20 protein-coding genes and 1 tRNA gene are annotated in these 25,697 nt (G+C 68.1%); 12 read left to right on the top strand and 9 right to left on the bottom strand.

What is annotated here, in order from left to right; translation table 11 throughout:
* Positions 1–3 precede the first annotated feature (3 nt).
* From EGM71_RS14970 to EGM71_RS14950, 5 genes are all read right to left on the bottom strand, one after another.
* Positions 4–456, bottom strand: a complete 453-nt coding sequence (locus tag EGM71_RS14970) for a DUF4442 domain-containing protein (RefSeq protein WP_014647953.1) — start codon at positions 454–456, stop codon at positions 4–6.
* Positions 457–525: 69 nt separating this feature from the next.
* Positions 526–2,151 carry a CHASE2 domain-containing protein gene (locus tag EGM71_RS14965; RefSeq protein ID WP_188485524.1) on the bottom strand — a complete coding sequence of 542 codons (1,626 nt, stop codon included), beginning with the start codon at positions 2,149–2,151 and terminating at the stop codon, positions 526–528.
* Positions 2,148–3,848, bottom strand: a complete 1,701-nt coding sequence (locus tag EGM71_RS14960; protein WP_188485523.1) for a FecR family protein — start codon at positions 3,846–3,848, stop codon at positions 2,148–2,150. Before EGM71_RS14960 ends, EGM71_RS14965 begins: the two co-directional genes overlap by 4 nt.
* Positions 3,849–3,955: 107 nt before the next feature.
* The gene (gene trxA / locus EGM71_RS14955; protein ID WP_014038035.1) at positions 3,956–4,813 is read right to left on the bottom strand and encodes a thioredoxin; all 858 of its coding nucleotides are present in this window, start codon (positions 4,811–4,813) and stop codon (positions 3,956–3,958) included.
* Positions 4,814–4,883: 70 nt separating this feature from the next.
* The gene (locus EGM71_RS14950) at positions 4,884–5,192 is read right to left on the bottom strand and encodes a hypothetical protein (RefSeq protein WP_188485522.1); all 309 of its coding nucleotides are present in this window, start codon (positions 5,190–5,192) and stop codon (positions 4,884–4,886) included.
* Between the two features lie 155 nt (positions 5,193–5,347).
* Between EGM71_RS14950 and EGM71_RS14945 the strand changes: the two genes are divergently transcribed.
* The 9 genes from EGM71_RS14945 (at position 5,348) to EGM71_RS14905 (ending at position 13,317) form a co-directional block, all read left to right on the top strand.
* Positions 5,348–5,947 carry a DUF998 domain-containing protein gene (locus EGM71_RS14945; protein ID WP_188485521.1) on the top strand — a complete coding sequence of 200 codons (600 nt, stop codon included), beginning with the start codon at positions 5,348–5,350 and terminating at the stop codon, positions 5,945–5,947.
* 105 nt (positions 5,948–6,052) lie between these two features.
* The gene (gene leuS, locus EGM71_RS14940) at positions 6,053–8,695 is read left to right on the top strand and encodes a leucine--tRNA ligase (RefSeq protein WP_188485520.1); all 2,643 of its coding nucleotides are present in this window, start codon (positions 6,053–6,055) and stop codon (positions 8,693–8,695) included.
* Positions 8,696–8,832: 137 nt separating this feature from the next.
* Positions 8,833–9,417 carry an LPS assembly lipoprotein LptE gene (lptE, locus tag EGM71_RS14935; RefSeq protein WP_188485519.1) on the top strand — a complete coding sequence of 195 codons (585 nt, stop codon included), beginning with the start codon at positions 8,833–8,835 and terminating at the stop codon, positions 9,415–9,417.
* A gap of 12 nt (positions 9,418–9,429) precedes the next feature.
* A complete protein-coding gene (gene holA, locus EGM71_RS14930) occupies positions 9,430–10,467 on the top strand; it encodes a DNA polymerase III subunit delta (RefSeq protein WP_074724956.1) in 1,038 nt (345 codons plus the stop codon).
* A 3-nt stretch (positions 10,468–10,470) separates the two neighbouring features.
* Positions 10,471–11,136: a nicotinate-nucleotide adenylyltransferase gene (gene nadD, locus EGM71_RS14925; RefSeq protein WP_014647945.1), complete on the top strand. Its 666-nt coding sequence runs from the start codon at positions 10,471–10,473 to the stop codon at positions 11,134–11,136.
* Between the two features lie 58 nt (positions 11,137–11,194).
* Complete coding sequence (gene rsfS, locus EGM71_RS14920) at positions 11,195–11,605, top strand: ribosome silencing factor (protein ID WP_005418109.1); 411 nt, start codon at positions 11,195–11,197, stop codon at positions 11,603–11,605.
* Positions 11,606–11,669: 64 nt separating this feature from the next.
* Positions 11,670–12,140: a 23S rRNA (pseudouridine(1915)-N(3))-methyltransferase RlmH gene (gene rlmH / locus EGM71_RS14915; protein ID WP_005418108.1), complete on the top strand. Its 471-nt coding sequence runs from the start codon at positions 11,670–11,672 to the stop codon at positions 12,138–12,140.
* Positions 12,141–12,162: 22 nt separating this feature from the next.
* Positions 12,163–12,239 (top strand) — tRNA-Asn (locus EGM71_RS14910).
* A gap of 136 nt (positions 12,240–12,375) precedes the next feature.
* Positions 12,376–13,317, top strand: a complete 942-nt coding sequence (locus tag EGM71_RS14905; RefSeq protein WP_430544086.1) for an alpha/beta hydrolase — start codon at positions 12,376–12,378, stop codon at positions 13,315–13,317.
* Positions 13,318–13,372: 55 nt separating this feature from the next.
* Here the strand turns inward: EGM71_RS14905 and arcD are convergent, their stop codons facing one another.
* The 4 genes from arcD to EGM71_RS14885 form a co-directional block, all read right to left on the bottom strand.
* Positions 13,373–14,794: an arginine-ornithine antiporter gene (gene arcD, locus EGM71_RS14900; RefSeq protein ID WP_188485518.1), complete on the bottom strand. Its 1,422-nt coding sequence runs from the start codon at positions 14,792–14,794 to the stop codon at positions 13,373–13,375.
* A gap of 153 nt (positions 14,795–14,947) precedes the next feature.
* Positions 14,948–17,755, bottom strand: a complete 2,808-nt coding sequence (locus EGM71_RS14895; protein WP_188485517.1) for a TonB-dependent receptor — start codon at positions 17,753–17,755, stop codon at positions 14,948–14,950.
* A 189-nt stretch (positions 17,756–17,944) separates the two neighbouring features.
* Complete coding sequence (locus EGM71_RS14890; RefSeq protein ID WP_188485516.1) at positions 17,945–18,595, bottom strand: energy transducer TonB; 651 nt, start codon at positions 18,593–18,595, stop codon at positions 17,945–17,947.
* Between the two features lie 217 nt (positions 18,596–18,812).
* The gene (locus EGM71_RS14885) at positions 18,813–19,550 is read right to left on the bottom strand and encodes an SIMPL domain-containing protein (RefSeq protein ID WP_188485515.1); all 738 of its coding nucleotides are present in this window, start codon (positions 19,548–19,550) and stop codon (positions 18,813–18,815) included.
* A 130-nt stretch (positions 19,551–19,680) separates the two neighbouring features.
* On the opposite strand from EGM71_RS14885, the gene EGM71_RS14880 reads away from it, so the two are divergent.
* Genes EGM71_RS14880 through EGM71_RS14870 form a run of 3 tightly spaced genes read left to right on the top strand, consistent with a single transcriptional unit; the run spans position 19,681 to position 25,645 of the window.
* Positions 19,681–20,289: a Maf family nucleotide pyrophosphatase gene (locus EGM71_RS14880; RefSeq protein ID WP_188485514.1), complete on the top strand. Its 609-nt coding sequence runs from the start codon at positions 19,681–19,683 to the stop codon at positions 20,287–20,289.
* Entirely contained in the window at positions 20,282–21,769 is a 1,488-nt protein-coding gene (gene rng, locus EGM71_RS14875; RefSeq protein WP_005418079.1) for a ribonuclease G, read from the top strand. Before EGM71_RS14880 ends, rng begins: the two co-directional genes overlap by 8 nt.
* A 30-nt stretch (positions 21,770–21,799) precedes the next feature.
* Positions 21,800–25,645 (top strand): YhdP family protein, encoded by a 3,846-nt coding sequence (locus tag EGM71_RS14870; protein WP_188485513.1) that lies wholly within the window; start codon positions 21,800–21,802, stop codon positions 25,643–25,645.
* Positions 25,646–25,697: the final 52 nt, after the last annotated feature.

Genomic DNA, 25,697 nt, shown 5'->3' with positions numbered 1-25,697 from the left:
GGATCAGCGCGCGTGTGGCTTCAACCGCAGGTAGACCTGCTTGCGTACCTGGGCGACCACTTCGCCGCTTTCGTCGACGACATCGTTGCTGAACCAGCGCAGCACCTTCTCGCCGCCAGCTGCTTCGGCACGCAGTTCAGCCAGCAGTGCATCGTCGATGCGGAACGAAGTGCGCACCGTGCCCCGGCCCGGCTTGAGGAAATCGATCGCGCCGGCCCGGTCCCACACGTAGTAGTCACGGCCAAGGATGTGCAGCAGGCCCAGCATCCAGAACGGATCGGTCATCGCGAACAGGCTGCCGCCGAAATGCGTGCCCACGTAATTGCGGTTCCACGGCCGCAGCCGCAGCGCCACGTCGATCTGCCGGTAATCGGGTGTGATCCGGGTGACGTGGATGCCGGTGAACAGGAACGGCGGCCAGAGGTTGATGCCGAAGCGGAACAGGCGGGCGTTCATGCGGGTCCGGGGTGCGAGGCGAGGGATCCAGTCTAACCATTCGCATGCGTATGTTGCACCCCGGGTGGGTCACGTCCCGCCGTCGATCATGTAACCGTCGCGGCCGTTGGCCTTGGCCTGGTACAGGGCGGTGTCGGCGCCTTCCACGAAATGGTGCGGCTGCAGTTCGCCGTCGGGAACACGGGTGAAAACACCGATGGTGAGCGTGACGGTATCGTCGCCGCCATCACCCGGCGCCGGCAACGCACGCACGCACGCAATCAGATCCTCGATCACCTGGCGCGCGCCTTCGGCCGGCGTATCCGGCAGCACCAGTGCGAATTCGTCGCCACCGTAGCGTGCCGCCATGTCGCGCGGGCGGCGCGCATGGGCGCCGATCAGGCGGGCGACATCACGCAGCACGCGGTCGCCGACCTGGTGGCCGTGGCGGTCGTTGTGGCGCTTGAAATGATCGACGTCGATCAGTGCCAGGCTCAATGGCTTGCCGCTGCGCCGCGCCGCATCGCATTCCTGCTGCAGCGACTGCTCGAAACGCAGGCGGTTGCCAAGGCCGGTGAGGGCATCGCGATTGGCCTGGCGGTGCCAGGCGGAGACCCGCCACACCGCCCAGACCAGCAGTGCCAGCGCCACACCCAGCATCGCGCTGGCCGGCGCCCACCACAGATCCGCCGTGCGCAGCAGCAGCCAGCTCAGCAGGGGAGGCATCGGCAACGAACACAGCGCGGCGAGCCAGGGCAGGCGCAGGCCGAGCAGGATCACGCACAGCGCCACCAGCACGCCGCTGATGGCGTGCTGCCAGGCACGCGGCAGCATATCGATCTGCTTGTGCTGCAGCAGCATCGAAGTGATGTTGGCCTGGTACTCGCTGCCGCTCATCCAGAACTCGCGGGTGGTCGGGGTCAGCAGGCGAGGCGCGATGCCGCTGGCGGTCATGCCGACCACGATGCGGCGGCCATGCAGCATCGCCATGTCCACGTGGCCATCGAGGACGTCTGCGTAGGAGACCTGCGGCAGCCGCTCGGGTGGGCCGGCGTAGCGCACGCGAACGTAATCGTCGCGGCGCCATTGGTAGGGCGAGCCCAGTTCCGGGTCGGGATCGGGCAGGCCGCGTACCGCACCCGCAGGCAGGTTGGCCAGTGCCAGGCCCAGTGCCGGCCAGTGCGGCTGGCCGATACCCGCGTGCAGATAGACGCCGCGGGCCACGCCGTCACCATCCACCTCGACATCGGTGTGGCCGATCGCAGCGGCACTGGCGGCGATCTGCGGAATCGGCAGCATTTCCTCGGCCATGCGGTCGCCGGCCGCAGGTGCGGCCAGCACCGGCAGCACCACCCGGCCATTGCGTCGGATGGCGGCCGCCAGCTGATCATCCTGGCGGCTGTCGCGACGGTCGGGTTCGGACAGCATCAGGTCCAGGGCAACGCGTTCGGCGCCGGCATCGGTCAGGCGGTCCAGCAGGCGTGCATGCACCGAGCGCGGCCAGGGCCACTGGCCGATGCGCTGCAGGCTGCCTTCATCGATGGCCACGATCAGCACGCTGGGGTCAGGGCGGTAATCCCAGTTGCCGACCAGCGCGTCATAGGCCGCCTCGTCCTGCCGCCACAGCCATTGGCCCTGGCTGGCCACGATGGTCAGCACGCCGGCCAGCAGGGCGAGCACGATCCGCTTCGACCATGGCAGCGGCGAGCGCCTCACAACAACAACCAGAGCAGCAGGGCACCGCCACCAGCGCCGTAGCACAGGCGGCACGGCAGGGGGATCTGCTGGGCAGGGGAGAACTCGCCGGCGTGGCCGTCATCATCGATGTACTGCACGCGCACGTGCAGGGTGCCGCTCCACGGGCGCTTGAAGCTCACCTGCGGCTCGGCCACGGTCTCGTCAACCAGCGGTGCCTTGAAGTCACCGCGGCGATCCACCTGCACCCGGTAGCGCTGGCCTTCGCTGCCGGCCTGCCAGCGCAGCGTCAGCTCGCCATGCGCGGCCTCGGGCGGTTGCAGTGCCGGGTCCACCGGCTCGTTGCTCAGCTGCAGCGGCAGCGCCTGGCCGTAGCGGCCCTGGTGGCCTTCGCCATCGCGCGAGGCTACGCGCCAGTAGTACTGGCCGGGCGGCAGCGGTTGCGCCAGGCGCAGATCGGTCGCATGGGTGGCCTGCTCCTGCAGTGGCTGCAGGAAGCTGGGTTCGGCGGCGATCTGCAGCACACTGCTGCGCGCGCCGGGGGCCTGGCTCCAGCGGAAACGCGGGCGGTCGCCGTTGATCGTCTGCCCATGCAGCGGCGACACGGTCAGCGGCGGCGGTGGCTGGTCACTGAGCTCGAAATCGGCGCTGGCATCCAGGCCTTCGACGCCCTGGGCGTCGACCGCACGCAACAGGATGCGCAGCTGGCCGGGCGGCAGGTCGCCGATCGCCAGCCGGGTGTCGGCGGTGGTGGCGGCGAACAGCAGGATCTCCGGTGTTGCCGCCTGCACCACTTCCACCCGGTAGTGGTCGGCGCCATTGACCGGTTCCCAGGCCAGGACGGTCGGCAGCGGCGCCAGTCGCAGCGCGTCATTGCGCAGTGCCGGCGCCGGCAGCAGTGCGGAGACCGCGGCGGGGGCCGCATCGGCACTGCTGCTGCGGGTGGCCTGGCCCGGCCGGACCAGGCGCTGGCCATGGGGGTTGCCGACCTGCACCTTGCCCTGCAGGACCTCGGTGGCACCGACGTGTCCGGTATCTCCGGCGCTGACCCGGAACACTGTGCCGCGCACGCTGCTGGTGGCGGTGGGTGCATCAATGATGTAGCGCGAGGCAGGGCCGCGCGCCGGCGTCACCCGGTTGCTGGCACGCCCCTGTTGCAGGCGCAGGCGGGTGTCGACCATGCCGGTGTGGCCGTAGCGGCTCAGCTGGTCCAGGCGCAGGCGCGAATACTCGCGCAGCTGCAGGCGCGAGGCATCGGCGAATTCCAGAGTGATGCTGGAATCGCCCTCGGTTTTCACGGTGTCACCGATATGCAGCTGCTCGCCGGCCTGGAGGGCGCGGGTCGCGGTGCCATCGGCACCGGCCAGCTCGACCTTGCCGCGCACGGAAAGCACCCGTGCCGGTGCCGGTTCGGTGCGCAGCCAGCTGATCGGGAAGCGCAGCAGCTGGCCCGGCGGCAACTGGTAGGGGTTGTCGATGCGGTTGTGCTGCTGCAGCTGCTGCCAGCGCACGGAAGGCTTCAGGTACAGCCCGCCAAGGTCCCACAGGGTGTCACCGGGCCGGACCCGGTAGTTCCAGTCCTGGGCGCCGGCGATGGCGGGCAGCACGAAGAGGGCGCAGAGCAGGGCGCCCGTTAAACGCATGGCGAACGACAGAGAGCGGACGACGGTCACAGTTTGCAATCCCGGCAATGCGGGGGTGCAGCTGCAAGACCCCATGGCCCCGACCTCATCCCCCCGAACGGATCGTGGCGACCGCATGGCCGCCAGCGCGCGCATTATTGCCCGCGTTCAGTGCAGGGATTCTGAACGGAGCGGGCTCCCGTTCAGAACAGCAGCGACGCCATCCTGCGGCGGTACTGGCCAACCAGGTCCTCGTCGGAGATCACATTGAAGGCGTCGATCAGGGCTTTGCGCGGCAGCCCTTCCTCGAATCCACGGTCGATCCGCAGCATTTCCAGGAACTGGGCCAGCGCGGCCTCATCATGGCCGCCGAGCAGCAGCTGCACGCCGCGCAGATGGCGGGCCTTGAGATCCTTGCCATCGGCGGCGATGCGTGCCTCCAGTACTTCGGCGGCCGGGGCATCCTTCAGCGCGGCGGCGAAGGCCAGGCGGGCGCGGGCACGCACGGCGCGGTCATCGGTGGCCAGATTGGCCGGCAGGCCGTCGATCAGGGTGCCGGCTTCGTCCACGCCACCGATCTGCAGCAGGGCCAGGGCCAGATCGAGTTTCAGCTCGTCCTTGTCGGGCTCGGCGGCGATCTGAGCGCGCAGCACGTCGACCTGCGCCTGCGGGTCCAGCGGGGCGTCATCTTCGGGCGCGGCGTCGCCGACATCGGCCGGCACGATGCCGTGCTGGGCCAGGAACTCACGCAGCTGGCCTTCCGGGATGGCGCCGGGGAAGCCGTCCACCAGCTGGCCGCCCTTGACCAGGAACACGGTCGGCACCGAGCGGATCTGGAAGGCCGCAGCGATCTGCTGTTCCTTGTCGACATCGACCTTGGCCAGCTCGAAAGCGCCGTTGTACTCGGCAGCCAGCTTTTCCAGCATCGGGCCCAGGGTCTTGCACGGCCCGCACCAGGTGGCCCAGAAGTCGACCAGCACCGGCGTCTGCAGCGACTTCTGCAGGACTTCGGCCTCGAAGGTCGCAGTGGTGGCGTCGAATACGTAAGTCGTCTCGGTCATGGGAGAGGCATCGCTTGGCATCTGGAGACCGATTCTATGGTGACGATCGATGTCGGTCTCAACCCTGCCATCACGGAGTACGCCCTCCAGAGGGTGTTGGCGGGCCTGCAGACCCGCCATGCCCGGCTGGTGCGCGCGGCATGCAGTACAGCTCGTGGATCACCCTTCCGCCAGCGCTGACTGGCTTGGCGGTCGAGGTGCGCCGGTAGTACTCGGCCTCGGCCTGCCGCAGGCCGCCGGCGTTGACGCGGCCCATCAGGGTGCTGCTGTCCTGGGCGGCACAGGGCGGGCCGACCCTGGCGAAGCAGTTGAATTCGGCCGCCTGGGCAGCGCTGGCCAGGCCCAGGCTGAGCGCGGCGGCGAGGATGCGTTGGATCATGGGGAGCTCCCTGCATGGCGGAACTGCCATGCCGCGACCCTCGTTGGTGGAGACCCGCGCGGATATCGAATTGATCAGAAATGCACGGCGCTTGGCGCATCGCGTCGCTGCCGCGACAATGCGGTGATCCATTCCTTTCCGGGTGATTGCGCGCAATGTCCGTAGTCCGGCTTGATCGTTGCTTGGGGCTGTTCGCTGCAGTCGTGTTCGTCCTGGCCGTGGCCGGCTTCGGTGCCGGCCTGGAGGGCTATGCGCAGGCCCGCCACCCGGTTGCGTTGCTGGGCGCACGTGGTGTGCCGCATGCGCTGGCCTTCAATCTGCTCGGTTTCGTGCTGCCTGGCGTGCTGGCCGTGGTGGTGGCTGAGCGCCTGCGTCGCGGCCTGCCCACCACCGCCGGCTGGGCGCCGCGGGTCGGCAGCCAGATGCTGCTGCTGGCCGGCCTGGCCTTCGCTGCAATGGGGCTTCTGCCGCTGGACGTGGACGACCTGCATGGGTCGGCCAGCCAGCTGCATGCCAGTGCCTGGATGATCTGGGTGCTGGGTTTCGTCGCCGGGACCCTGTTGCTGGGCACGACGCAGCTGCGCCAGGCGCATGGCCGCGGCCTGGGCGGACTGGCCCTGGGCTGCGGCGTGCTGGCCGCGCTGGCAGCGTTTGCCCTGCAGGGCGTCCTGCCGGCGCCGCTGGCACAACGGCTGGCGTTCGCCTGCTGGGTGGTCTGGCTGGCCTTGGCGCTGCCACTGTCGCGACCGCGCTGAGACCGGCGCCGGACGCCCGCGGCGCCGGCATCCGGCAGGCAGGATTGGAGACGTTTGCCGCACTGCGGTACGCTGTACCGCTTTGCCGCCGCATCCGCGTGTTCCATGACCAGCGCTGAAACCAACGCCTACGACCCGCAGCAGGTTGAATCCGACGCCCAGCAGTACTGGGACGCCACCCGTGCCTTCGAGGTCGACGAGACTTCGGACAAGCCGAAGTACTACTGCCTGTCGATGCTTCCGTACCCGTCCGGTGCGCTGCACATGGGCCACGTGCGCAATTACACGATTGGCGACGTGATCAGCCGCTACAAGCGCATGACCGGTCATAACGTGCTGCAGCCGATGGGCTGGGACGCGTTCGGTCTGCCGGCGGAAAACGCCGCGATCAAGAACAAGACCGCGCCGGCGGCGTGGACCTACAAGAACATCGACCACATGCGCAGCCAGCTGAAGTCGCTGGGCTATGCCATCGACTGGTCGCGCGAGTTCGCCACCTGCCGCCCGGACTATTACGTCCACGAGCAGCGCATGTTCACCCGCCTGATGCGCAAGGGCCTGGCCTACCGCCGCAACGCGGTGGTGAACTGGGACCCGGTCGACCAGACCGTGCTGGCCAACGAGCAGGTCATCGACGGCCGCGGCTGGCGCTCCGGCGCCCTGGTCGAGAAGCGCGAGATCCCGCAGTGGTTCCTGCGCATCACCGATTACGCCCAGGAACTGCTGGACGGCCTGGACGAGCTGGAAGGCTGGCCGGAATCGGTCAAGACCATGCAGCGCAACTGGATCGGCCGTTCCGAGGGCCTGGAAATCCAGTTCGACGTGCGTGATGTCGACGGCGGCATGCTGGACCCGCTGCGCGTGTTCACCACCCGCCCGGACACGGTGATGGGCGTGACCTTCGTGTCGATCGCCGCCGAGCACCCGCTGGCGCTGCACGCGGCGAAGAACAACCCGGAGCTGGCGGCGATGCTGGCCGACCTGAAGCAGGGCGGCGTGTCCGAGGCTGAGCTGGAAACCCAGGAAAAGCGCGGCATGGATACCGGCCTGCGCGCGCTGCATCCGGTCACCGGCGAGCCGGTGCCGGTGTGGGTCGCCAATTTCGTGCTGATGGGCTACGGCACCGGCGCGGTGATGGCCGTTCCGGGCCATGACCAGCGCGACAACGAAGTGGCCAACAAGTACGGCCTGCCGATCAAGCAGGTCATTGCCCTGAAGGACGCGCGCACCGAAGAGGAGCGCAGCTGGGACGGCAGCCGCTGGCAGGACTGGTACAGCGACAAGAGCCGTGCCTTTGAACTGGTGAACTCGGCCGAATTCGACGGCCTGGACTTCCAGGGCGCCTTCGAAGCGCTGGCCGAACGTTTCGAGCGCAAGGCCCAGGGCCAGCGTCGCGTCAACTACCGCCTGCGCGATTGGGGCGTGAGCCGCCAGCGTTACTGGGGCTGCCCGATTCCGGTGATCTACTGCGCCAAGTGCGGCGCGGTGCCAGTGCCGGAAGAACAGTTGCCGGTGGTGCTGCCGGAAGACGTGGCGTTCGCCGGTACCGGCTCGCCGATCAAGACCGACCCGGAATGGCGCAAGACCACCTGTCCGGATTGCGGCGGTGCGGCCGAGCGCGAGACCGACACCTTCGACACCTTCATGGAGTCGAGCTGGTACTACGCCCGCTACACCTCGCCGGGTGCCCGTGATGCGGTCGACAAGCGCGGCAACTACTGGCTGCCGGTCGACCAGTACATCGGTGGCATCGAGCACGCGATCCTGCACCTGATGTATTTCCGCTTCTATCACAAGCTGCTGCGCGACGCGCGGATGGTGGACAGCAACGAGCCTGCGCGCAACCTGCTGTGCCAGGGCATGGTGATCGCCGAAACCTATTACCGCCCGAACCCGGACGGCTCGAAGGACTGGATCAACCCGGCCGACGTGGAAGTGCAGCGCGACGAGCGCGGCCGCATCACCGGCGCCACCCTGATCGCCGACGGCCAGCCGGTGGTGGTCGGTGGCACCGAGAAGATGTCCAAGTCGAAGAACAACGGCGTGGATCCGCAGGCGATGGTTGGCAAGTACGGCGCCGACACCGTGCGCCTGTTCTCGATGTTCGCCGCGCCGCCGGAGCAGTCGCTGGAGTGGAACGAGGCCGGCGTGGATGGCATGGCCCGGTTCCTGCGTCGCCTGTGGGCCCAGGTGCAGAAGCACGCGGCCGACGGTGCCGCCCCGGCGCTGGATGCTGCCGCGCTGGATGCCAACCAGAAGGCGCTGCGCCGCAAGACCCACGAAACCATCGGCAAGGTCGGCGACGACTATGGCCGCCGCCACAGCTTCAATACCGCGATCGCCGCGGTGATGGAGCTGATGAACGCGCTGGCCAAGTTCGAGGACGGCAGCGAGCAGGGCCGCGCGGTGCGCCAGGAAGCGCTGCAGGCCATCGTGCTGCTGCTGAACCCGATCACTCCGCATGCCAGCCACGCCCTGTGGCAGGTGCTGGGCCATGGCGAGACGCTGCTGGAAGACCAGCCGTTCCCGCAGGCCGACAGCAGCGCGCTGGTGCGTGATGCGCTGACCCTGGCGGTGCAGGTCAACGGCAAGCTGCGTGGCACCATCGAGGTGGCGGCCGATGCCGCGCGCGAGCAGGTCGAGGCGCTGGCGCTGGCCGAGCCCAACGCGGCCAGGTTCATGGAAGGCCTGACGGTGCGCAAGATCATCATCGTCCCGGGCAAGATCGTGAACATCGTCGCCGCCTGATGTACCCCGCACCGGTCACCCGCGCGGTGGCCGGTGCCTTTCCAGAAGCAGGGCCGGGTACTTGATGGCCCTGCATTCACGCGGCTTCGGGCACGCTGTGTGTTGCCGTGATCGCCCGGCTCCGCCAGACTGTCTCCATGACCCGAATCCTGCTTGCCCTCGTTCTTGTCCTCGGCCTCGCCGGCTGCGGCTTCCATCTGCGCAACAAGCTGATGCTGCCGACCGACACCGCCCCGGTGAAGGTGGTGTCCACCGCCCCGTACAGTGAACTGGTCAAGCTGCTCAATCGCAGCCTGCTGGCCTCCGGTGCCAAGCTGGCCGATGAGGACAGCAAGGGACCCAGTGCCCAGCTGCAGGTGTTGTCCGAGCGCTGGGGTGACCTGCCGATCGCCATCGACTCGCAGGGCCGCGCACAGGAATACAGCCTGCGCTACGCCGTGATCTTCATCTTCCGCCGCGAGGATGGCAGCGAACTGGTGCCGCAGCAGGTGATTGAACTGTCGCGCGACTACGTGTCGCCGCCGACCGACGCCACCGGTACCACCACCGAACGCGAAATCCTGGCCACGGAGCTGCGCCGGGAAATGTCCGCCTCGATCATCCGTCGTATCGACAGCGTGGTCCGCGCCGAGATCGAGAAGGGTGGCAGCCTGTCCGCGCCGAAGGCCAAGCCGATCGAGGGTGCGGTGCCGGCCGAGCCGGCCGCTGCCGTCAAGCACTGAGCGGCAGCGACGATGGAACTGCGTCCGGAGCAGCTGGCCAGCCAGGGCGCTGACACCCCGTTGGCGCCGGTGTACCTGATCGCAGGCCCGGAAACCCTGCGCGTGCTGGAGGCGGCAGATGCCATCCGCGCGCGTGCACGCGCTTCGGGCATCGGCGAACGCGAAGTGTTCGACGCCGACGGGCGTGATTTCGACTGGAACCAGCTCGACGCCAGCTTCAATGCGCCCAGCCTGTTCAGCGCCCGCCGCCTGGTCGAGGTGCGCCTGCCCAGCGGCAAGCCAGGCAAGGATGGCGCCGAGGTGATCAGCCAGTTCTGCGCCAATCCGGCGCCGGACGTGGTGCTGATGATCACGGCCAATGAATGGAGCAAGGCCCATCAGGGCAAATGGGCCGAGGCGGTCAGCCGCATCGGCGTGCTGTCGGTGGCCTGGGCGATCAAGCCGCACGAACTGCCGGACTGGATCGAGCGTCGCCTGCGCGGCAAGGGCCTGCGTGCCGACCCGGCCGCCGTGCAGCGCCTGGCCGAGCGGGTGGAGGGCAACCTGCTGGCCGCCGCCCAGGAAATCGACAAGCTGGCGCTGTTGGCCGATGGCCAACCGCTGGATGTGGAACGGATGGAGTCGCTGGTGGCTGATGCTGCCCGCTACGACGTGTTCCGGCTGGTGGAGGCGACGTTCTCCGGCCAGCCACCGGCCGTGCTGCGCATGCTGGCTGGCCTGCGCGGCGAGGGCGAAGCGGTGGCCGCACTGATGCCGATCGTGATCCGTGAACTGCTGGCCGGTGCCGGCCTGGCCCGGGTGCAGGCCCGTGGCGGCAACCTGGCCGCCGAAATGAAATCGCGTGGTATCTGGGAATCGCGGCAGGCGCCCTACAAGCGCGCGCTGCAGCGGCACCCGGAAGGCAAGCGCTGGGAACGCTTCGTGGCCGAAGCCGGTCTGGTCGACCGCATCGCCAAGGGGCGGGCCGACGGCGATGCCTGGCTGGCGCTGGAGCGCCTGCTGGTGGCCGTGGCCGAACCGCGTGCCGTGCGCCTGCTGGCGCGGGCCTGAGCGATGAGTCTGCGGATCTATTACGGGGGCACCTTCGATCCGGTGCACCTGGGGCACCTGGCAATCGCGCGGGCCGCCCGGGACGAACTGCAGGTGGCCGTGCGCATGTTGCCGGCAGGCGATCCGCCGCACCGTGCGGTGCCCGGCGCCACCGCCGAGCAGCGCTGCACCATGTTGTCACTGGCCATCGGCGACGAGCCGGGCCTGCTGCTGGACCGCCGCGAACTGGACCGTGCCACCCGCTATCCCGGCCGTCCGTCCTACACCGTCGACACCCTGCGCGAACTGCGTGGCGAACTGGGCCCGAGCCGGCCGCTGGCCTGGCTGGTGGGCGCCGACAGCCTGCTGGGCCTGTCCGGCTGGCACGAATGGGAGGCCCTGTTCGGGCTGGCCCACTTCGTGGTGGCCGAACGGCCGGGCAGTCCGTTGCAGGCGTCGATCGACGGTGAGCTGGGGCGTGCCCTGCAAGGGCGCTGGGCCGACAACGAACAGGCCCTGTTCGCCAGCCCGGCCGGGCGCATCCTGCGCCTGCACCATCCGCTGCGCGAGGAGTCGGCCAGTGCCGTGCGCTCGCAGATCGCCGCCGGTGGCCCCTGGCGCGCCCTGCTGCCGCCGGCCGTGGCCGACTACGTCGCTGCACACGGGCTGTACCGCCCGGCCACAGCGTGAATGGCGCGGCCGCGCCATCCCCGTATAATCGCCCCCACGTTTATCGAGTCGATCCACTTTGAGCAACCAGACCCAGCCCCAGACCATCAAGGTCGATCTGCCCAGCCCGCCGCCGTCCGTGCCGGAACTGCTGGCCAGCGTCCGCCAAGCCACCGAAGACCTGAAGGCCAAGGACCTGGTCGAGATCGACGTGCGCGGCCGGTCCAGCGTTGCCGACTACATGATCGTCGTTTCGGGCACCTCGACCCGCCACGTCAAGTCGATCGCCGATGAAGTCGTGCGCTTCGCCAAGAACATCGACGTGATGCCGCTGGGCGTTGAAGGCGAGCGCGAAGCCGAGTGGGTGCTGGTCGATCTGGGCGACGTGATCGTCCATGTGATGCTGCCGCGCGTGCGTGAGTTCTACGCTCTCGAGCGCCTGTGGACCGTCGGCGACCAGCCGCCGTCCAGCGACGACGAAGTGGCCTGAGCCACGCGTTGACGCATCCCTTCGACGGCGCCGATGGCGCCGTCGACGTTTTGGAGGACCGTTGATGAAAGCCCGCCTGATCGCCACCGGTGAACGCGCGCCCAGCTGGGTCGCGCAGGGGTTCGCCGAATACCAGAAGCGGCTGTCGCATTGGCTGCCGTTCGAACTGGTGGAAATCGAGCCCGGCCTGCGTGGCAAGGGGCGCGATCCGCGCCGCGCCACCGAAGATGAAGGCAAGCGGGTCATCGCTGCGCTGCCGAAGAACGCTTATGTGGTGGCACTGGATGTGCCGGGACGGCAGCTGAGTTCGGAACAGCTGGCACAGCGCCTGGAGCACTGGCGCGGGCAGGGAAGGGACCTGGCGTTCCTGATCGGTGGCCCGGAAGGGCATTCGCCGGAGGTCTCCGCGCTGGCCGATGAAAAGTGGTCGATCGGACCGCTGACGCTGCCGCACATGCTGGTGCGCCTGGTGGTGGCCGAGCAGCTGTATCGCGCTGCCGCAATGATTGCCAATCACCCCTACCATCGCGCGTGAAGAGTGGTTATACTAGTCGTCTGCCCGAATAGCTCAGCCGGTTAGAGCACTTGACTGTTAATCAGGGGGTCGTTGGTTCGAGTCCAACTTCGGGCGCCACCTTGAGAAACCTGCATTGCGAGATGCAGGTTTTTTTTTGCCGTTTGTGGCGTCGAGCTGCGTCAGTCGGGCATGGCTCGACTCTACAATGCAGTGTCATCAACCAGGGATGTTGATTGTGCGCGCACGCCTGTTCATGGGTTGTCTGCTGCTTGCGATCGTGTCGTGCGCCGCTGCGGAGGTCGCGCCGCCCACCTGGCATCCGCCACAGGGCGCCATCGAATTTGCGCTGTGGCCGCAGGGCGGGGTAATGGTGCCGCCAAAACTGAAAGGCCCCGAGCAGGTCAGCGACGTGACCTCCGAAGCCAGTGGCGAACACTGGATGATGCTGCAGAACGTGGCCGTGCCGACTCTCACCGTGTTTGCGCCGAAGGGGCCGTCCAATGGCACCGCGGTAATGGTGGTGCCTGGCGGAGGCTACCGGGTGCTGGCGATGGACCTGGAAGGCAGCGAGATCTGCGACTGGTTGACCGCGCAGGGCGTCACCTGTGCACTGCTGAAGTACCGCGCGCCCGCATCCGGCCCGAACTGGGATCCCGAGTGCAACTGCCGCGACATTCCGAAGGTGCCGATGGCCCTGCAGGATGCACAGCGTGCAATGGGCCTGCTGCGCGCGCAGGCCGAGCGCTGGTCCATCAATCCGAAGCGGGTCGGGGTGATCGGCTTTTCCGCCGGTGGTCACGTGGTGGCGGGACTGAGCACGCACGCGCCGCGCAGCTACGCGCCGGTCGACGCGGCGGATGAGCAGCCGAGCCGCCCCGATTTCGCGATGGTGATGTATTCCGGGCACCTGTGGGCGGGGCACGGAAAGGGGTTGTCGCTGGTCAAGGACATCACCGTGGATGACAAGGTGCCGCCGACGTTCATCGCGCAGGCCACCGACGATCGCACCGATGACGTGCGCGAATCACTGGCCTACTACCGTGCCCTGATCGACGCGGGCGTGCCGGTGGAAATGCATCTGTTTGCCCGCGGCGGCCATGCATTCGGGCTGCGCATGAAGGATGCACCGGTCGCGGCGTGGCCGCGGCTGGCCGAGCGCTGGATGCAGGATATCGGCATGCTGGCGAAGCCGTGAGCGCCGAACCCATGTTCGGCTGCCCTGTCGCGTAGCGTCGAGCGTCGGCTCGACTCTACAGTTTCAGGTCCCCCTTGCAGAACGCCACCAGCGTGGCGATCGCCACCGCCAGGATCGCGCCGAACAGCACCCACTCCCAGCGCGTGAATACCCGCTCGCCGCGCTGGTGCCGGGTCAATCCGAACAGCACCACGCCCGGCACATACAGCAGCACCGACAGCAGCAGGTTGTCGAGGCCGCCGGCATACACCAGCCAGAGTGCATAGGCACTGGCCAGCAGTGCGACCCCGAAATCGCGCCAGCGCGCGCCTGGCTCACCTGCGTAGGCCTGTCCGCGCCAGGCCAGTTGCACGCCGAACGCCGTGGACAGGAAGTAGGGCACCAGGCTCATCGATGCGGCCAGCAGTACCAGCCCGGTGTAGCTGCCTGCATTGACCAGCACCAGCAGCAGGAACAGCTGGATCAGGCCGTTGCTCAGCCAGAGCGCATTGGCCGGCACGCCGCGCGCATTCTCGCGGCCCAGGAAGGCCGGCATGGTGCCGTCGCCGGCGGCGGCATACAACACTTCGGCGCACAGCAGCACCCAGGCCAGCAGCGCACCGAGCACTGAAATGATCGAACCGATGATGATCACCGTTGCGCCCCATTCGCCGACGATGGCGCGCAGCACATATGCCATCGACGGGTTGGGGAGCCCGGCCAGTTCGGCCTGCGACAGTACGCCCATCGACAACAGGCTGACCAGTACCAGCAACAGCCAGACGCCCACGAAACCGATCACCGTGGCACGCCCGACGTCGGCACGGCGCGCGGCACGCCGCGAATAGATGCTGGCGCCTTCGATGCCGATGAACACCCACACGGTCACCAGCATCATGCCGCGCAACTGCTGGCCAAGGTCACCGAGTGCGGGCCTGCCGAGGAAATCGGTACGGAACACGTCCATGCGGAACGCGCCTGCGGCCAGGATCAGGAACAGTGCGATCGGCAGCAGCTTGGCCACGGTCACCAGGCCGTTGACGATGGCCGCCGTCCGAAGGCCACGCAGCACCAGCAGGTGCACGGTCCACAACAGCACGGACGAAGCGGCCACGGCGGCCGGGGTATTGCCTTCGCCGAACACCGGCAGGAAGTGGCCGAGGCCACTGAAGATCAGCACGAAGAAGCTGGCGTTGCCGAGCACCGAGGCAACCCAGTAGCCCCACGCCGCGGAGAAGCCGATGTAGTTGCCGAAGCCTTCGCGCGCATAGGCGTAGATGCCGGTATCGAGGTCGGGCCGGCGGTTGGCCAGGGCCTGGAACACGAAGGCCAGCATCAGCATGCCGGCGCCACTGACGGCCCAGCCGATCAGCGCCGCGGCTGGGCCGGCACTACGGGCGACGTTCTGCGGCAGTGAGAAGATGCCGGCGCCGACCATCGAGCCGACTACCAGTGCAGTCAACGCGGGCAGGCCCAGGCGTTGCGATGTCGCGGCCATGGAAATCCCCTGCGGCGTGGATGCCGCGAGCACACGGTAGCCATGTGCTCGTGAACATGCCTGCAAGCACCGGCCCACAGGAGCCGGCATGCACGGAAACGACGAAGGCCCGGGCAGAAGCCCGGGCCTTCGAAGGTGACGCTGCAACCGGTCTTACTTGAACGTGTACTTGAAGCCGACGGTGTAGTAACGGCCCAGCGCACCGGAGAAGTGCATCGGATTGTAGTTCACCGCACCGTAGGTGGTCGGATCGAGCGGGGCGATGCGGTCGAACACGTTGGCCACCGAGGCGTTGAGTTCGAACGAGTCGTTGATGCTCCAGCGACCGGACAGGTCCATCGTGGTGAACGAGGAGATCTTCGTCACCGGCGTACCGTCAGCGTAGAAGGCCAGGTAGCTGCCACCACGGCTGTCGATGTTGTCCATCTTGCTGATGTAGTTGACGATGCCGCTGACGCTCCACGGGCCCTGCTTCCAGGTGGTGCCGAAGTTGACCTTGTCCTTCGGCGTGCCGATGCAGTTGGTGACGTCGCAGTTGCCGTGGGTACCCACGTAATCAACCGTGTCGCCGCCTTCGGTGCGCTCGAACTTCAGGATGTGGCTCCACTGCAGGTCCAGCTCCAGCTGGCCCGGGCCGATCTCGAAGGTCTGGCGGATATCGGTATCGATACCGCGCACGCGCGACGAGCTGGCATTCACGTAGCCGGTGTTGACCGCCAGGATGGTGCCGCTGTTGGCCACGCCATTGAGATTGTTGCTGTCGCGCAGCACGTTGCCGGCGAGGATCGCCGCCGCCGTGCTGCCCTGCACGATCTCGTTGGTGCGTTTGATCTGCCAGGCGTCGACGGTCATCGACGTGGTCGACGTCGGCTGCAGCACGATGCCGACCGAGTAGCTCTTGGACTCTTCCGGCTTCAGCAGCTTGTTCGGCTTGGTGATGATCGCCACCGAATTGGCGCCACATTCGCTGGAAGCGCCGCCGCTGATCTGGCAGCGCACCGGGTCGACCGCGGTGGAGAAGGCGGCCAGGCCACCATCACCGTTCTCGGCGGGGTTCGGCGCGCGGAAACCTTCGGCGTAGCTGGCGCGCAGGGCGATCCAGTCGGCCGGGGTCCACTTCACGCCCAGCTTCGGCGTGGCCTTGCCTTCACCGCTTTCGTACTTGTCGTAACGCAGGGCGCCGGACAGTTCCAGCTGTTCCAGCACCGGTGCCGACAGTTCGACGTAGCCGGCGTAGACGTTCTGGGTGCCGTCATAGGCCGAGTAGCCCAGGCCGATGATGTCGCCCTGGTCGGTGTAGGTCTGCGGGGTCAGGCTGTTGCTGGTCTTGCGCCACTCGGTACCGATCGCCAGGCCCAGCGGACCACCCTTCAGGTCCATCAGGCTGCGCGATACGGTGAAGTCGAACATGTCCAGGCTGGACTTGGCGCGGGCGCTGATCGTCGGCGAGATGTAGTCGTACAGCGCCTGCGAGTTCTTGCCGGCATCGTCACCGATGCGCCACACGCCACCGGCGCAGTTGGCATTGCCCAGTGCGCACTGGACGGCGCTGTAGCGCAGGAAGCCGGTGCGCTTGTTGGTCAGGTCGGTGCCCGAATGCAGGTAGGCGGTGTCGTAGCTCCAGTCGCCCCAGTTGCCCTTGATGCCCACCAGGAAGCGGTTGAACTCATTGGTGTTGTCGGTCACGCGCGGGCCGACATCCCAGGACGAATAGCGCACGCGGACCGGGGTGGCGCCCGGCTGCCCGTAGAACGGGTTGTCCGGGTGGTTGGCACCCAGCACGGTGGCACCCGGGCCCGAGTTTGCGTTGACCGGGCCGCCCGGGTAGCCCCAGCCGCCCGACACGCCGGACGGGGTGTTGCTGAAGATGGTTTCCTTCTTCGAGTAGCCGATCTCGGTGTAGATCTCGCCGCCTTCACCGAAGGCGAAGCTGGCGCGGCCGAACACGTTGACGTACTTCTCTTCCGGAATCAGGTCGCGGTACTGCTGCGCCGGATCGAACAGGCAGCCGTCGGCGGCGATGCTGGCCGGGGTCTGCCCACCGATGGTGGTCAGGCCAGCACAGCCCGGCAGCGGCACCAGGTGGCCGGTGGCGTCGAGGTAGGAGCCGTTGGGGCCGGAGCCGCCGGAGGTGCCGCCACGGGTGTAGGCACCGCCAAGGAACTGGGCGGTCTTGTCATAGCCCCACTGGCGGGTGTCGCCGGTACCGATCCACTTGCGGTTCTTGCGGTCGCTCAGCTTGATCGCGTCGGTCTTGCCGACGTCCAGGCTGAAGAATGCGTTCCAGCCATCGGTGGCCAGGTCGCCGGTACCGGCGGTCAGGGTCGCCTTCCTGGCGTCGCCATCGCTGTCACCGGACAGGCCGTAGGAGCCACGCAGGATGGCGCCCTGGAAGTCGCTGCGCAGGATGATGTTGACCACGCCGGCGATGGCGTCGGAGCCGTAGATCGCCGAGGCGCCGTCCTTGAGCACTTCCACGCGCTCGACGGCATCGAGCGGAATGGTGCTGAGGTCGGTGAACACCTTCTGGCCGTCATCGGCCAGGCCATAGGTGGCCATGCGGCGGCCGTTCAACAGCACCAGCGTCGAGCCGGCGCCCAGGCCGCGCAGCGAGATGCCGGCGCCACCGCCGGCGAAACCGTTGCCGAAGGTCTTGGGAATCGAGCCGGCGCCATCGGCAGTGATCGTCTGCAGGTACTCGGCCAGCGAGGTCTTGCCGGTACGGTCGATTTCCTGGCGGGTCACCACCTGCACCGGCGACGGCGTCTCGGTGTTGGTGCGCGGAATGTTGGAGCCGGTGACCGTGATGCGGTCGAGGTTGGTGGCCTTTTCCTGCGCGAAGGCGGAGGAGGAAGCGACGGCGCCGGCCAGCAGCAGGGCGCCGCCGGTGAGGATGTGGGTGATGGACGATGCCAGGGTGCTGCGGCGGCGGCTGGCGGGCCGTTGGATCGGGTGTTTCACAGCTTCTCTCCTAACTGGAAAACCGTAGCGTTGAGGGCTGTCGCCGGATCGATACCGGGACGCGCCAATCTAGGTTTCCAGCAGGTGACGAAGTCGTGAAATTTTGCTTAATCGGTAACGCTTGATCCTGATCTGTCCGTCGTCCCCGGACAGGGGCCGACCCGGCGTGTGGCCGGGCCGGCGGTTCCATCATTCCGGCAGCGAGAACTGCACCGGCACCATGCCGATGGCCGGAACCGCTACGCCGTCACGCTGGGCGGGCTCGAATCGCCAGTGCTTGAGCACCTGCTGGCGGGCGGCCTGATCCAGGTTGCGCGAGCCGCTGCTGCGCTCGATGCTGACGGCGACCGGTTGGCCGTGGATGTCCACTTCCACCCGCAACAGCACCGTGCCTTGTTCGTGGTTGCGCAGGGACTGGATCGGGTAGGTCGGCGGCGGGGCGCTGCGGTACTGCAGCTGGGCGCCAGCCAATGGGGTTGAGGTGTCGATGCTGGGCGCCAGCTGCGGCGGAGCCGGTTCGGCGGCCGGCAACGCGATGCCCTGGGTCTCTTCCACGGTCGCGGTGGGTGCGGGCAGTGGCGGTACCACTGGCTGCGTCCGCGGTTTCGGCACCACCTGGACGATCTCTTTCGGCGGGACCGGAACCGGCGGTGTCGGCGGCGGCGGGATCTTCTCGATCAGCCGGATCGGGGTCTTGTCACGTGGGGCCTGCACGGCCTGGTAGGTCGCAGGGATGAGCAACAACAGGAAGGCCAGCAGGTGCAGGGCGATGGCCGCGCTCCAGGCGGCTACGCGGGCGGGGTCGAAGTGCGGGGATGCAACGGGATACGTACGAACCATGATCCACCTCCATGCCAGTGACGAAGTCCTCAACGCACCAGGGCCCGTGGCGGGGTTGCCGCACGCGGCTGGCAGTCCATCAGTAGCGCGGCATGGCCGCCACTGCCTAGAGGCAGGGGCATGCGCGTTGGGCTGGCCTTCAGCCAGCGCCTGCGGAACGCACGAAAAAAGGCGGGCCCCCTGCGGGACCCGCCTGTGTCGGCCGTGGCGGACGCGATCAGCGGCCCAGTTCGAACACCACGTCGAGGTTGACCGAGACGGTCGATTCACCCGGTGCGACCGGGGTGGCCTTGTCCATCGCCGCACCGGCGGCCATGGTGCGCATCATCGGCATCGGGCGGAAACCGCCGTTGCTGTTCTCGGAAATGCTGACGATGCGGCGCACCTGCAGGCCCAGCGACTTGGCATAGGTCTGGGCGCGGGCCTGGGCCTTCTTCAGGGCGGCCAGGCGGGCTTCGTCGTAGACCGGTTCGGGCTGGTCGATCTCAAACTGCGGACCGTTGATCTGGTTGGCGCCCTGCGCGGCCAGCGCGTCGAGCACCTTGCCGAGCTTGGCGATGTCGCGGACCTTCAGGCTGACCGTGTTGCTGGCCTGGTAGCCGGTGATCTTCGGCGCTTCGTTGTCGGTATAGCGGTACTGCGGGTTGAGGCTGACGCCGCTGGTCTGCACGTCGCGCTCGGCGATGCCGGCGGCCTTGATCGCGGCCAGCACCTTGTCCATCTGCTGGGCGTTCTGGCGCATGGCGCTGTTGCCGTCGGCGGCCTGGGTGACCACGCCGGCCGACAGGGTGGCGACGTCCGGCACGCGGGTGGCCTCGGCATTGGCCGAGATGTTCAGCAGGGTGCCTTCGGCCGCGGCGGCGATCGACGGCGACGACGGAGCGGCATGAGCGGTCATCGAGGTTCCAAGGGCGAGGGACAGGGCAAGCAGCAGCGGGGTGGCGGTCAGGCGCATGGGATCTCCTTGTTGTGGCGGTGAGGGTGGTGTCGTAGCGATGAACGCGCTGTGAGCCTGTTCGGGGTTGTACGCGTTCCGTAACGGGTTGCCGACGATTCAGGTGGCGGCCTCAGGTTATGCTGTGCCGATGCTCTATCTTGCTTCCCGCTCCCCCCGACGCAACCAGCTGCTGGCCCGACTCGGACGCCCCTTCCAGGCCCTTGACCTGGAGGTCGTCGAGCAGCGTGCGGCGACTGAAAGCGCCGAACAGTATGTGTGCCGGGTTGCTGCCGACAAGGCGCGCGCCGGCCTGGCCCGGGTGCTGGCCGCTGACCCGCAGGCGCGCGTGCTCGGTTCGGACACCGAGGTGGTGCTGGACGGCGAGGTCTTCGGCAAGCCGGCCGATGCCGCAGGCGCGCGGGCGATGCTGGCGCGACTGGCCGGGCGTACCCACCAAGTGATGACCGCAGTGGTGGTGGTCGGTGCGGACGGCCTGGACAGCGAGCTGGTCATTTCCGAAGTGACCTTCGCTCCGATCGCCGCCGCTGACATCGCCGCCTATGTCGCCACCGGCGAGCCGCTGGACAAGGCCGGCGCCTACGCCATCCAGGGTGGGGCCGAACGCTGGATCGAACATCTTTCCGGCAGCTACTCCGGCGTCATGGGGTTGCCGCTGCTGCATACCGATCGTCTGCTGGCGCGCTGTGGCGTGCCGGCCCCCACTGCCGATGCCGCCAGGGAGGCTGCCGATGTCTGAGGAAATCCTGGTCAATGTGACCCCGCGCGAGACCCGGGTCGCGGTGATCGAAAATGGCATGCTGCAGGAACTGCACATCGAGCGCGGTTGGCGCCGTGGCGTGGTCGGCAACATCTACAAGGGCAAGGTGCAGCGGGTCATGCCCGGCATGCAGGCCGCCTTCGTCGAAGTCGGCCTGGAGCGCGCGGCGTTCCTGCACGCCAACGACGTGGTGCGGCCGGCGCCGGTGGCCAGCGCCGACACCGAGAACACCACCCTGCCGCCGCCGGCCAGCGTGCCGATCGTCGAGCTGCTGCGCGACGGCCAGGACATCGTGGTGCAGGTGGTGAAGGACCCGATCGGCACCAAGGGCGCCCGCCTGACCACGCAGATCAGCATTCCCTCGCGCTACATGGTGCTGCTGCCGCAGTCCAAGGTGGTGGGCGTGTCGGCGCGCATCGAAGACGAAACCGAGCGCGCCCGCCTGAAGGCGCTGGTGACCGAGCTGTCGGCCCAGCACGGCGGCTACGGCTACATCGTGCGCACCAATGCCGAAGGCCAGCCGGCCGAGGCCATCGCCGAGGACATCGCCTACCTGTCGCGCGTGTGGAACGTGGTCGAGCGCCGCGGCCGCGAAGCGCCGTCGTGCAGCATCATCTATGAAGACCTGAGCCTGCCGCTGCGTTCGGTGCGCGACCTGATCCGCAAGGACGTGGACAAGGTGAAGGTGGACTCGAAGGAGACCTTCGGCCAGTTGCAGGCCTTCGTTGCCAAGTACATGCCGGTGCTGGCCGAGAAGCTGGAGCTGTATTCCGGCGACCGCCCGATCTTCGACATGTTCGGCGTGGAGGATGAGATCGGCCGCGCGTTGGACAAGCAGGTGCCGCTGAAATCCGGTGGCTACCTGGTGATCGACCAGACCGAGGCGATGACCACCATCGACGTCAACACCGGCTCGTTCCTCGGCCAGCGCAACCTGGAAGAAACGGTGTTCCGCACCAACCTGGAAGCGGCGCAGGCGGTGGCGCGGCAGCTGCGGCTGCGCAACCTGGGCGGCATCATCATCATCGACTTCATCGACATGGATGATGCAGAGCACCGCCGCCAGGTGCTGCGCACGCTTGAAAAGGCGCTGGCCCGCGATCATGCCAAGACCACGGTCTATGATTTCTCGCCGCTGGGCCTGGTGGAGATGACCCGCAAGCGCACGGTGGAAAGCCTGGAGCGCCAGCTGTCGGAAACCTGCCCGCAGTGCAGCGGCCGTGGCAGCATCAAGACCACCGAGACGGTGACCTACGAGATCTTCCGCGAGATCACCCGTGCCGTGCGCCAGTTCGATGCGGCGCGGCTGCTGGTGATCGCGTCGACCAAGGTGGTCGCGCGCATCACCGATGAGGAATCGTCGGCAGTGGCCGAGCTGGAGGAGTTCCTCGGCAAGAGCATCCGCTTCCAGGCGGACGAGCAGTACCTGCAGGAGCAATTCGATGTTGTTCTGCTCTGATCCTCGCCGGCTGCAGGCCGGCGGTGGCCGATGAGCGCGCCGCCGCGCCTGCGACTGCGAAGGATCCGCCGTCATTTCATTGCCGCCTGCGCGGTGGGCCTGGTAGGGCTTGCGCTGCTGGTGGGCACGCTCAGCCAGCTGCTGCCGCTGGCCGAGCGTCATCCCGACAAGATTGCCGCCTGGCTGACTGAGCGTGCCGGCCAGCCGGTGCGTTTCGATCAGCTGCAGACGGCCTGGACCCGTCGTGGCCCGTTGCTGCAGCTGAAGGGCCTGCGCATCGGCGCCGGCCAGGGCCTGGCGATCGGCGAGGCCGAAGTGCTGGTATCGATGTACAGCGGGCTGCTGCCCGGGCGCTCGCTGACCGAACTGCGCCTGCGTGGCCTGGCGCTGGACCTGCAGCAGGGCGAAGACGGCCGTTGGTCGGTGCGCGGGTTGCCGCAGTCCGACAACGGGGGGGATCCGCTGGATGCGCTGCGCCGGCTGGGCGAGCTGCAGGTGATCGGGGGCCGCCTGGGCGTGCACGCGCCGGCGCTGGGCATCGACGCCACGCTGCCGCGCATCGACCTGCGCATGCGGGTCAATGGCGATCGCCTGCGCGTGGGCGTACGCGCCTGGGCCCAGGCCGAAGCGCTGCCGCTGACTGCGGTACTGGACGTAGACCGCCTGCGCGGCAACGGCCAGGCCTGGCTGGGCGCCGACCCGGTCGATTTCCATGCCTGGTCGCCCTTACTGGCGGCCGGCGGTGTGCGCCTGCGCGAGGGCAAGGGCGAGTTGAACCTGTGGCTGACCCTGCGTGATTTCGCGCCGGTGGCGCTGACCACCGATTCGGACCTGCGGGACGTGCGCGTCGACGGTGCACCGATGCCCGGCGTGGCGGCACCCCAGCTGCAGCTGCAACGGTTGCAGGCCCGCCTGCGCTGGCAACGCCAGGCCGATGGCTGGGCACTGCTGGTGCCGCGCCTGCGCCTGAAGACCGAAGACGGCGAACAGCAGCTCGATGGCCTGCAATTGCAGGTCGGCAGGCAGCTGCGGGTGGACGCCGGTGCGGTGCAGGCCGGTACCGCGCTGCGCGGGCTGGCCCTGAGCAATCTCCTTGAGCCGGGGCTGCGGCACTGGCTGTTCCTGTCCAAGCCGCAGTTGGACGTTCGCGAGCTGCAGCTGGCCGGCGAACGCGATGGCCCGTTGCGGGCACAGGGCGAACTACAGTCGCTGGGCTTTGCCAGCGTTGGCGACTCTCCGGGTCTGCGCGGCCTGGGGGGGCATTTCGAAGGCGATGCCGATGGCTTCAGCCTGCAGCTGCAGCCGCAACGGCAGCTGCAGTTCGATTGGCCGACCGGCTTTGGCGTGCGGCATGACCTGCACCTGGCCGGACAGATCGTGGGCTGGCGCGACGAAGGCGGTGGTTGGCGGATCGGAACGCCGGCCATGCGCGTGGAAGGCACCGACTATGCGGCCGACGTGCGTGGCGGCGTCTGGTTCCAGGGCGACGGCACGCGGCCGTGGCTGCAGCTGGCCGCCAAGCTGGACGACGTGCCGATGACGGCGGCCAAGCGCTTCTGGATCCACTCCAAGATGAGCAAGGGCGCCACCGACTGGCTGGACATGGCACTGGCCGGCGGCCAGGTGCGTGGTGGTGTCGGCCTGGTCACCGGTGACCTGGACGACTGGCCGTTCGACAACAACGATGGCCGCTTCGAGGCCACCGGCCACATCACCAACGGCGACATCCGTTTCCAGCACGACTGGCCGCTGATGAGCCAGGTCGATGCCGATATCGCCTTCATCGGCCCTGGCTTCGACATGCGTGGACGTGGCGACCTCGCGGGCGTGGCGGTGCAGAAGTTCGAAGCCGGCATTCCGGACTTCGGCCACCAGCCGCTGTACGTGCGCGCCGACGCGCCGAGCGAGGCCGGCAAGCTGCTGGCGATGCTGCGCCAGAGCCCGTTGCACAAGGACTACGGCGACACCCTGGACAACCTGGTCGCCAGCGGTCCGGCGCATGTGACCTTCGATCTGCTGCAGCCGTTGCACCTGGATGAAGGCGAGGGCCACCTGCAGGGCACGGTCGACCTGACCGGCGTGAAGCTGGTCGACAAGCGCTTCCAGCTGACCTTCGACAACATGCATGGGCAGGCGCGCTACAGCAATGGCGGCTTCGACGCCGAGGAACTGGCGGTGCGCCACCTCGGCCAGGACGGCCGCCTGAGCCTGCGTGCCGGCGGCTACGTGCACGACAGCACGCGGGCCTTCGAGTCGCAGCTGTCGGCCCGCCTTGATGCCGGCGTGCTGATCGACCGCGCACCGGAAATGGCCTGGCTCAAGCCCTACATCACCGGCACTTCGGCGTGGACCATCGCAGTCAACCTGCCCAGGGTGGCCCCGGGCGCGCCTGCGCCGCCGAGCGAACTGCGATTGAGTTCGGACCTGGTCGGCACCCGGCTGGACCTGCCGGCGCCGCTGGACAAGCCGGCCGCCGAACCGCTGGCGACCACGGTGGCGGCGCAGCTGCCGATGGGCGCCGGCCGCATCGATGTGGCCTTCGGCCAGCGCCTGGCCCTGGCCGCACGCAGCCACAACAACCAGACCGGCGTGCAGGTCACGCTGGGCAGTGATCATGTCGATCGTGAGCCGCCGCCGAGCGGGCTGACGGTCAATGGCCGCAGCCCGACCCTGGATGCGCTGGAGTGGATCAGCCTGGCGCGGGGCGGTGGTGACGACGATGCCATGCCGCTGCGTGCGGTGGACGTGCAGGTCGGCCAGCTGAAGCTGATCGGCGGCGTGTTCGAGCAGACCCGGCTGCAGCTGCACCCGGGCCCACAGGCACTGGATGTGCGCCTGGACGGCCCCTCGCTGGCCGGGCGCCTGACCGTCCCCAATGCGGACGGCGGCACGATCAGTGGCCAGCTTGACCGCGTGCACTGGCAGTCACTGCCGGCGGCACCGGGTGCGCCGGCCGCACCGGCGCGGGTACAGGCCGGTGCCAACGACATGGATCCGGCCAAGCTGCCGCCGTTCGCGCTGGACATCGCCGACCTGAAGTTCGGTAAGGTGGTGCTGGGCCAGGCGGTGCTGCGCACGCGACCGCTGGCCAATGGCCTGAACGTGGACGAGCTGCGCTTCCGTGCGCCGGACCAGGAGATCGACATCAGCGGTCGCTGGCTGGGCCGTACCGGTGGTGCGCGTACCGAGTTGACTGCACAGGTGCGCAGCGAGGACCTGGGCGGGTTGATGCAGAACCTCGATTACGGCGGCCAGTTGCGCGGTGGTTCCGGCCAGGCGCAGTTGCAGGCCTCGTGGAGCGGTGGTCCGTCGGACTTCCAGCTGGGCAACCTGCAGGGCAGCCTCGACCTGCACGCGCGCAATGGCCAGCTGCTGGAGCTGGATCCGGGTGCCGGCCGCGTGCTGGGCCTGCTCAGCGTCGCGCAGCTGCCGCGGCGCCTGATGTTCGATTTCCGCGACTTCTTCTCCAAGGGTTTCGCGTTCAACCAGATCGATGGCAGCATGCAGTTCGGCCAGGGCATGGCGCGCACCGACAAGGTGCTGATCGAAGGCCCGGCGGCCAACATCACCATCCGTGGCCAGGCCGACCTGCGCAACCAGCAGTTCGACCAGACCATCGACGTCAACCCGCGCGCGGGCAACCTGCTGACCGTGGTCGGTGCGGTGGCCGGTGGCCCGGTGGGGGCCGCGCTGGGCGCGGCCACCAATGCGGTATTGTCCAAGCCGCTGGGCGAGATTGGCGCCCGTACCTACAAGGTGACCGGTCCATGGAAGGAGCCGAAGGTGGAAGTGATCGAGCGCAGCCGCGACAAGACCCCGCCGTCCCCCGCGCCGGCCATTCCGCCGACCGTCACCGACCTGCCGCGCTCGCGCTGAGCGCGGTTTCCTGTTCACGGGGCTTGCCTGAGCGCCCCCGCATCCCCAGATC

Origin of the sequence: Stenotrophomonas maltophilia (genome assembly GCF_006970445.1) — a bacterium.
In the GTDB taxonomy this organism is placed as follows: Bacteria; Pseudomonadota; Gammaproteobacteria; order Xanthomonadales; family Xanthomonadaceae; genus Stenotrophomonas; species Stenotrophomonas maltophilia_AU.
The sequence above is the reverse complement of the archived record's forward strand: the minus strand, read 5'-3'. Positions and strand labels throughout refer to the sequence as shown.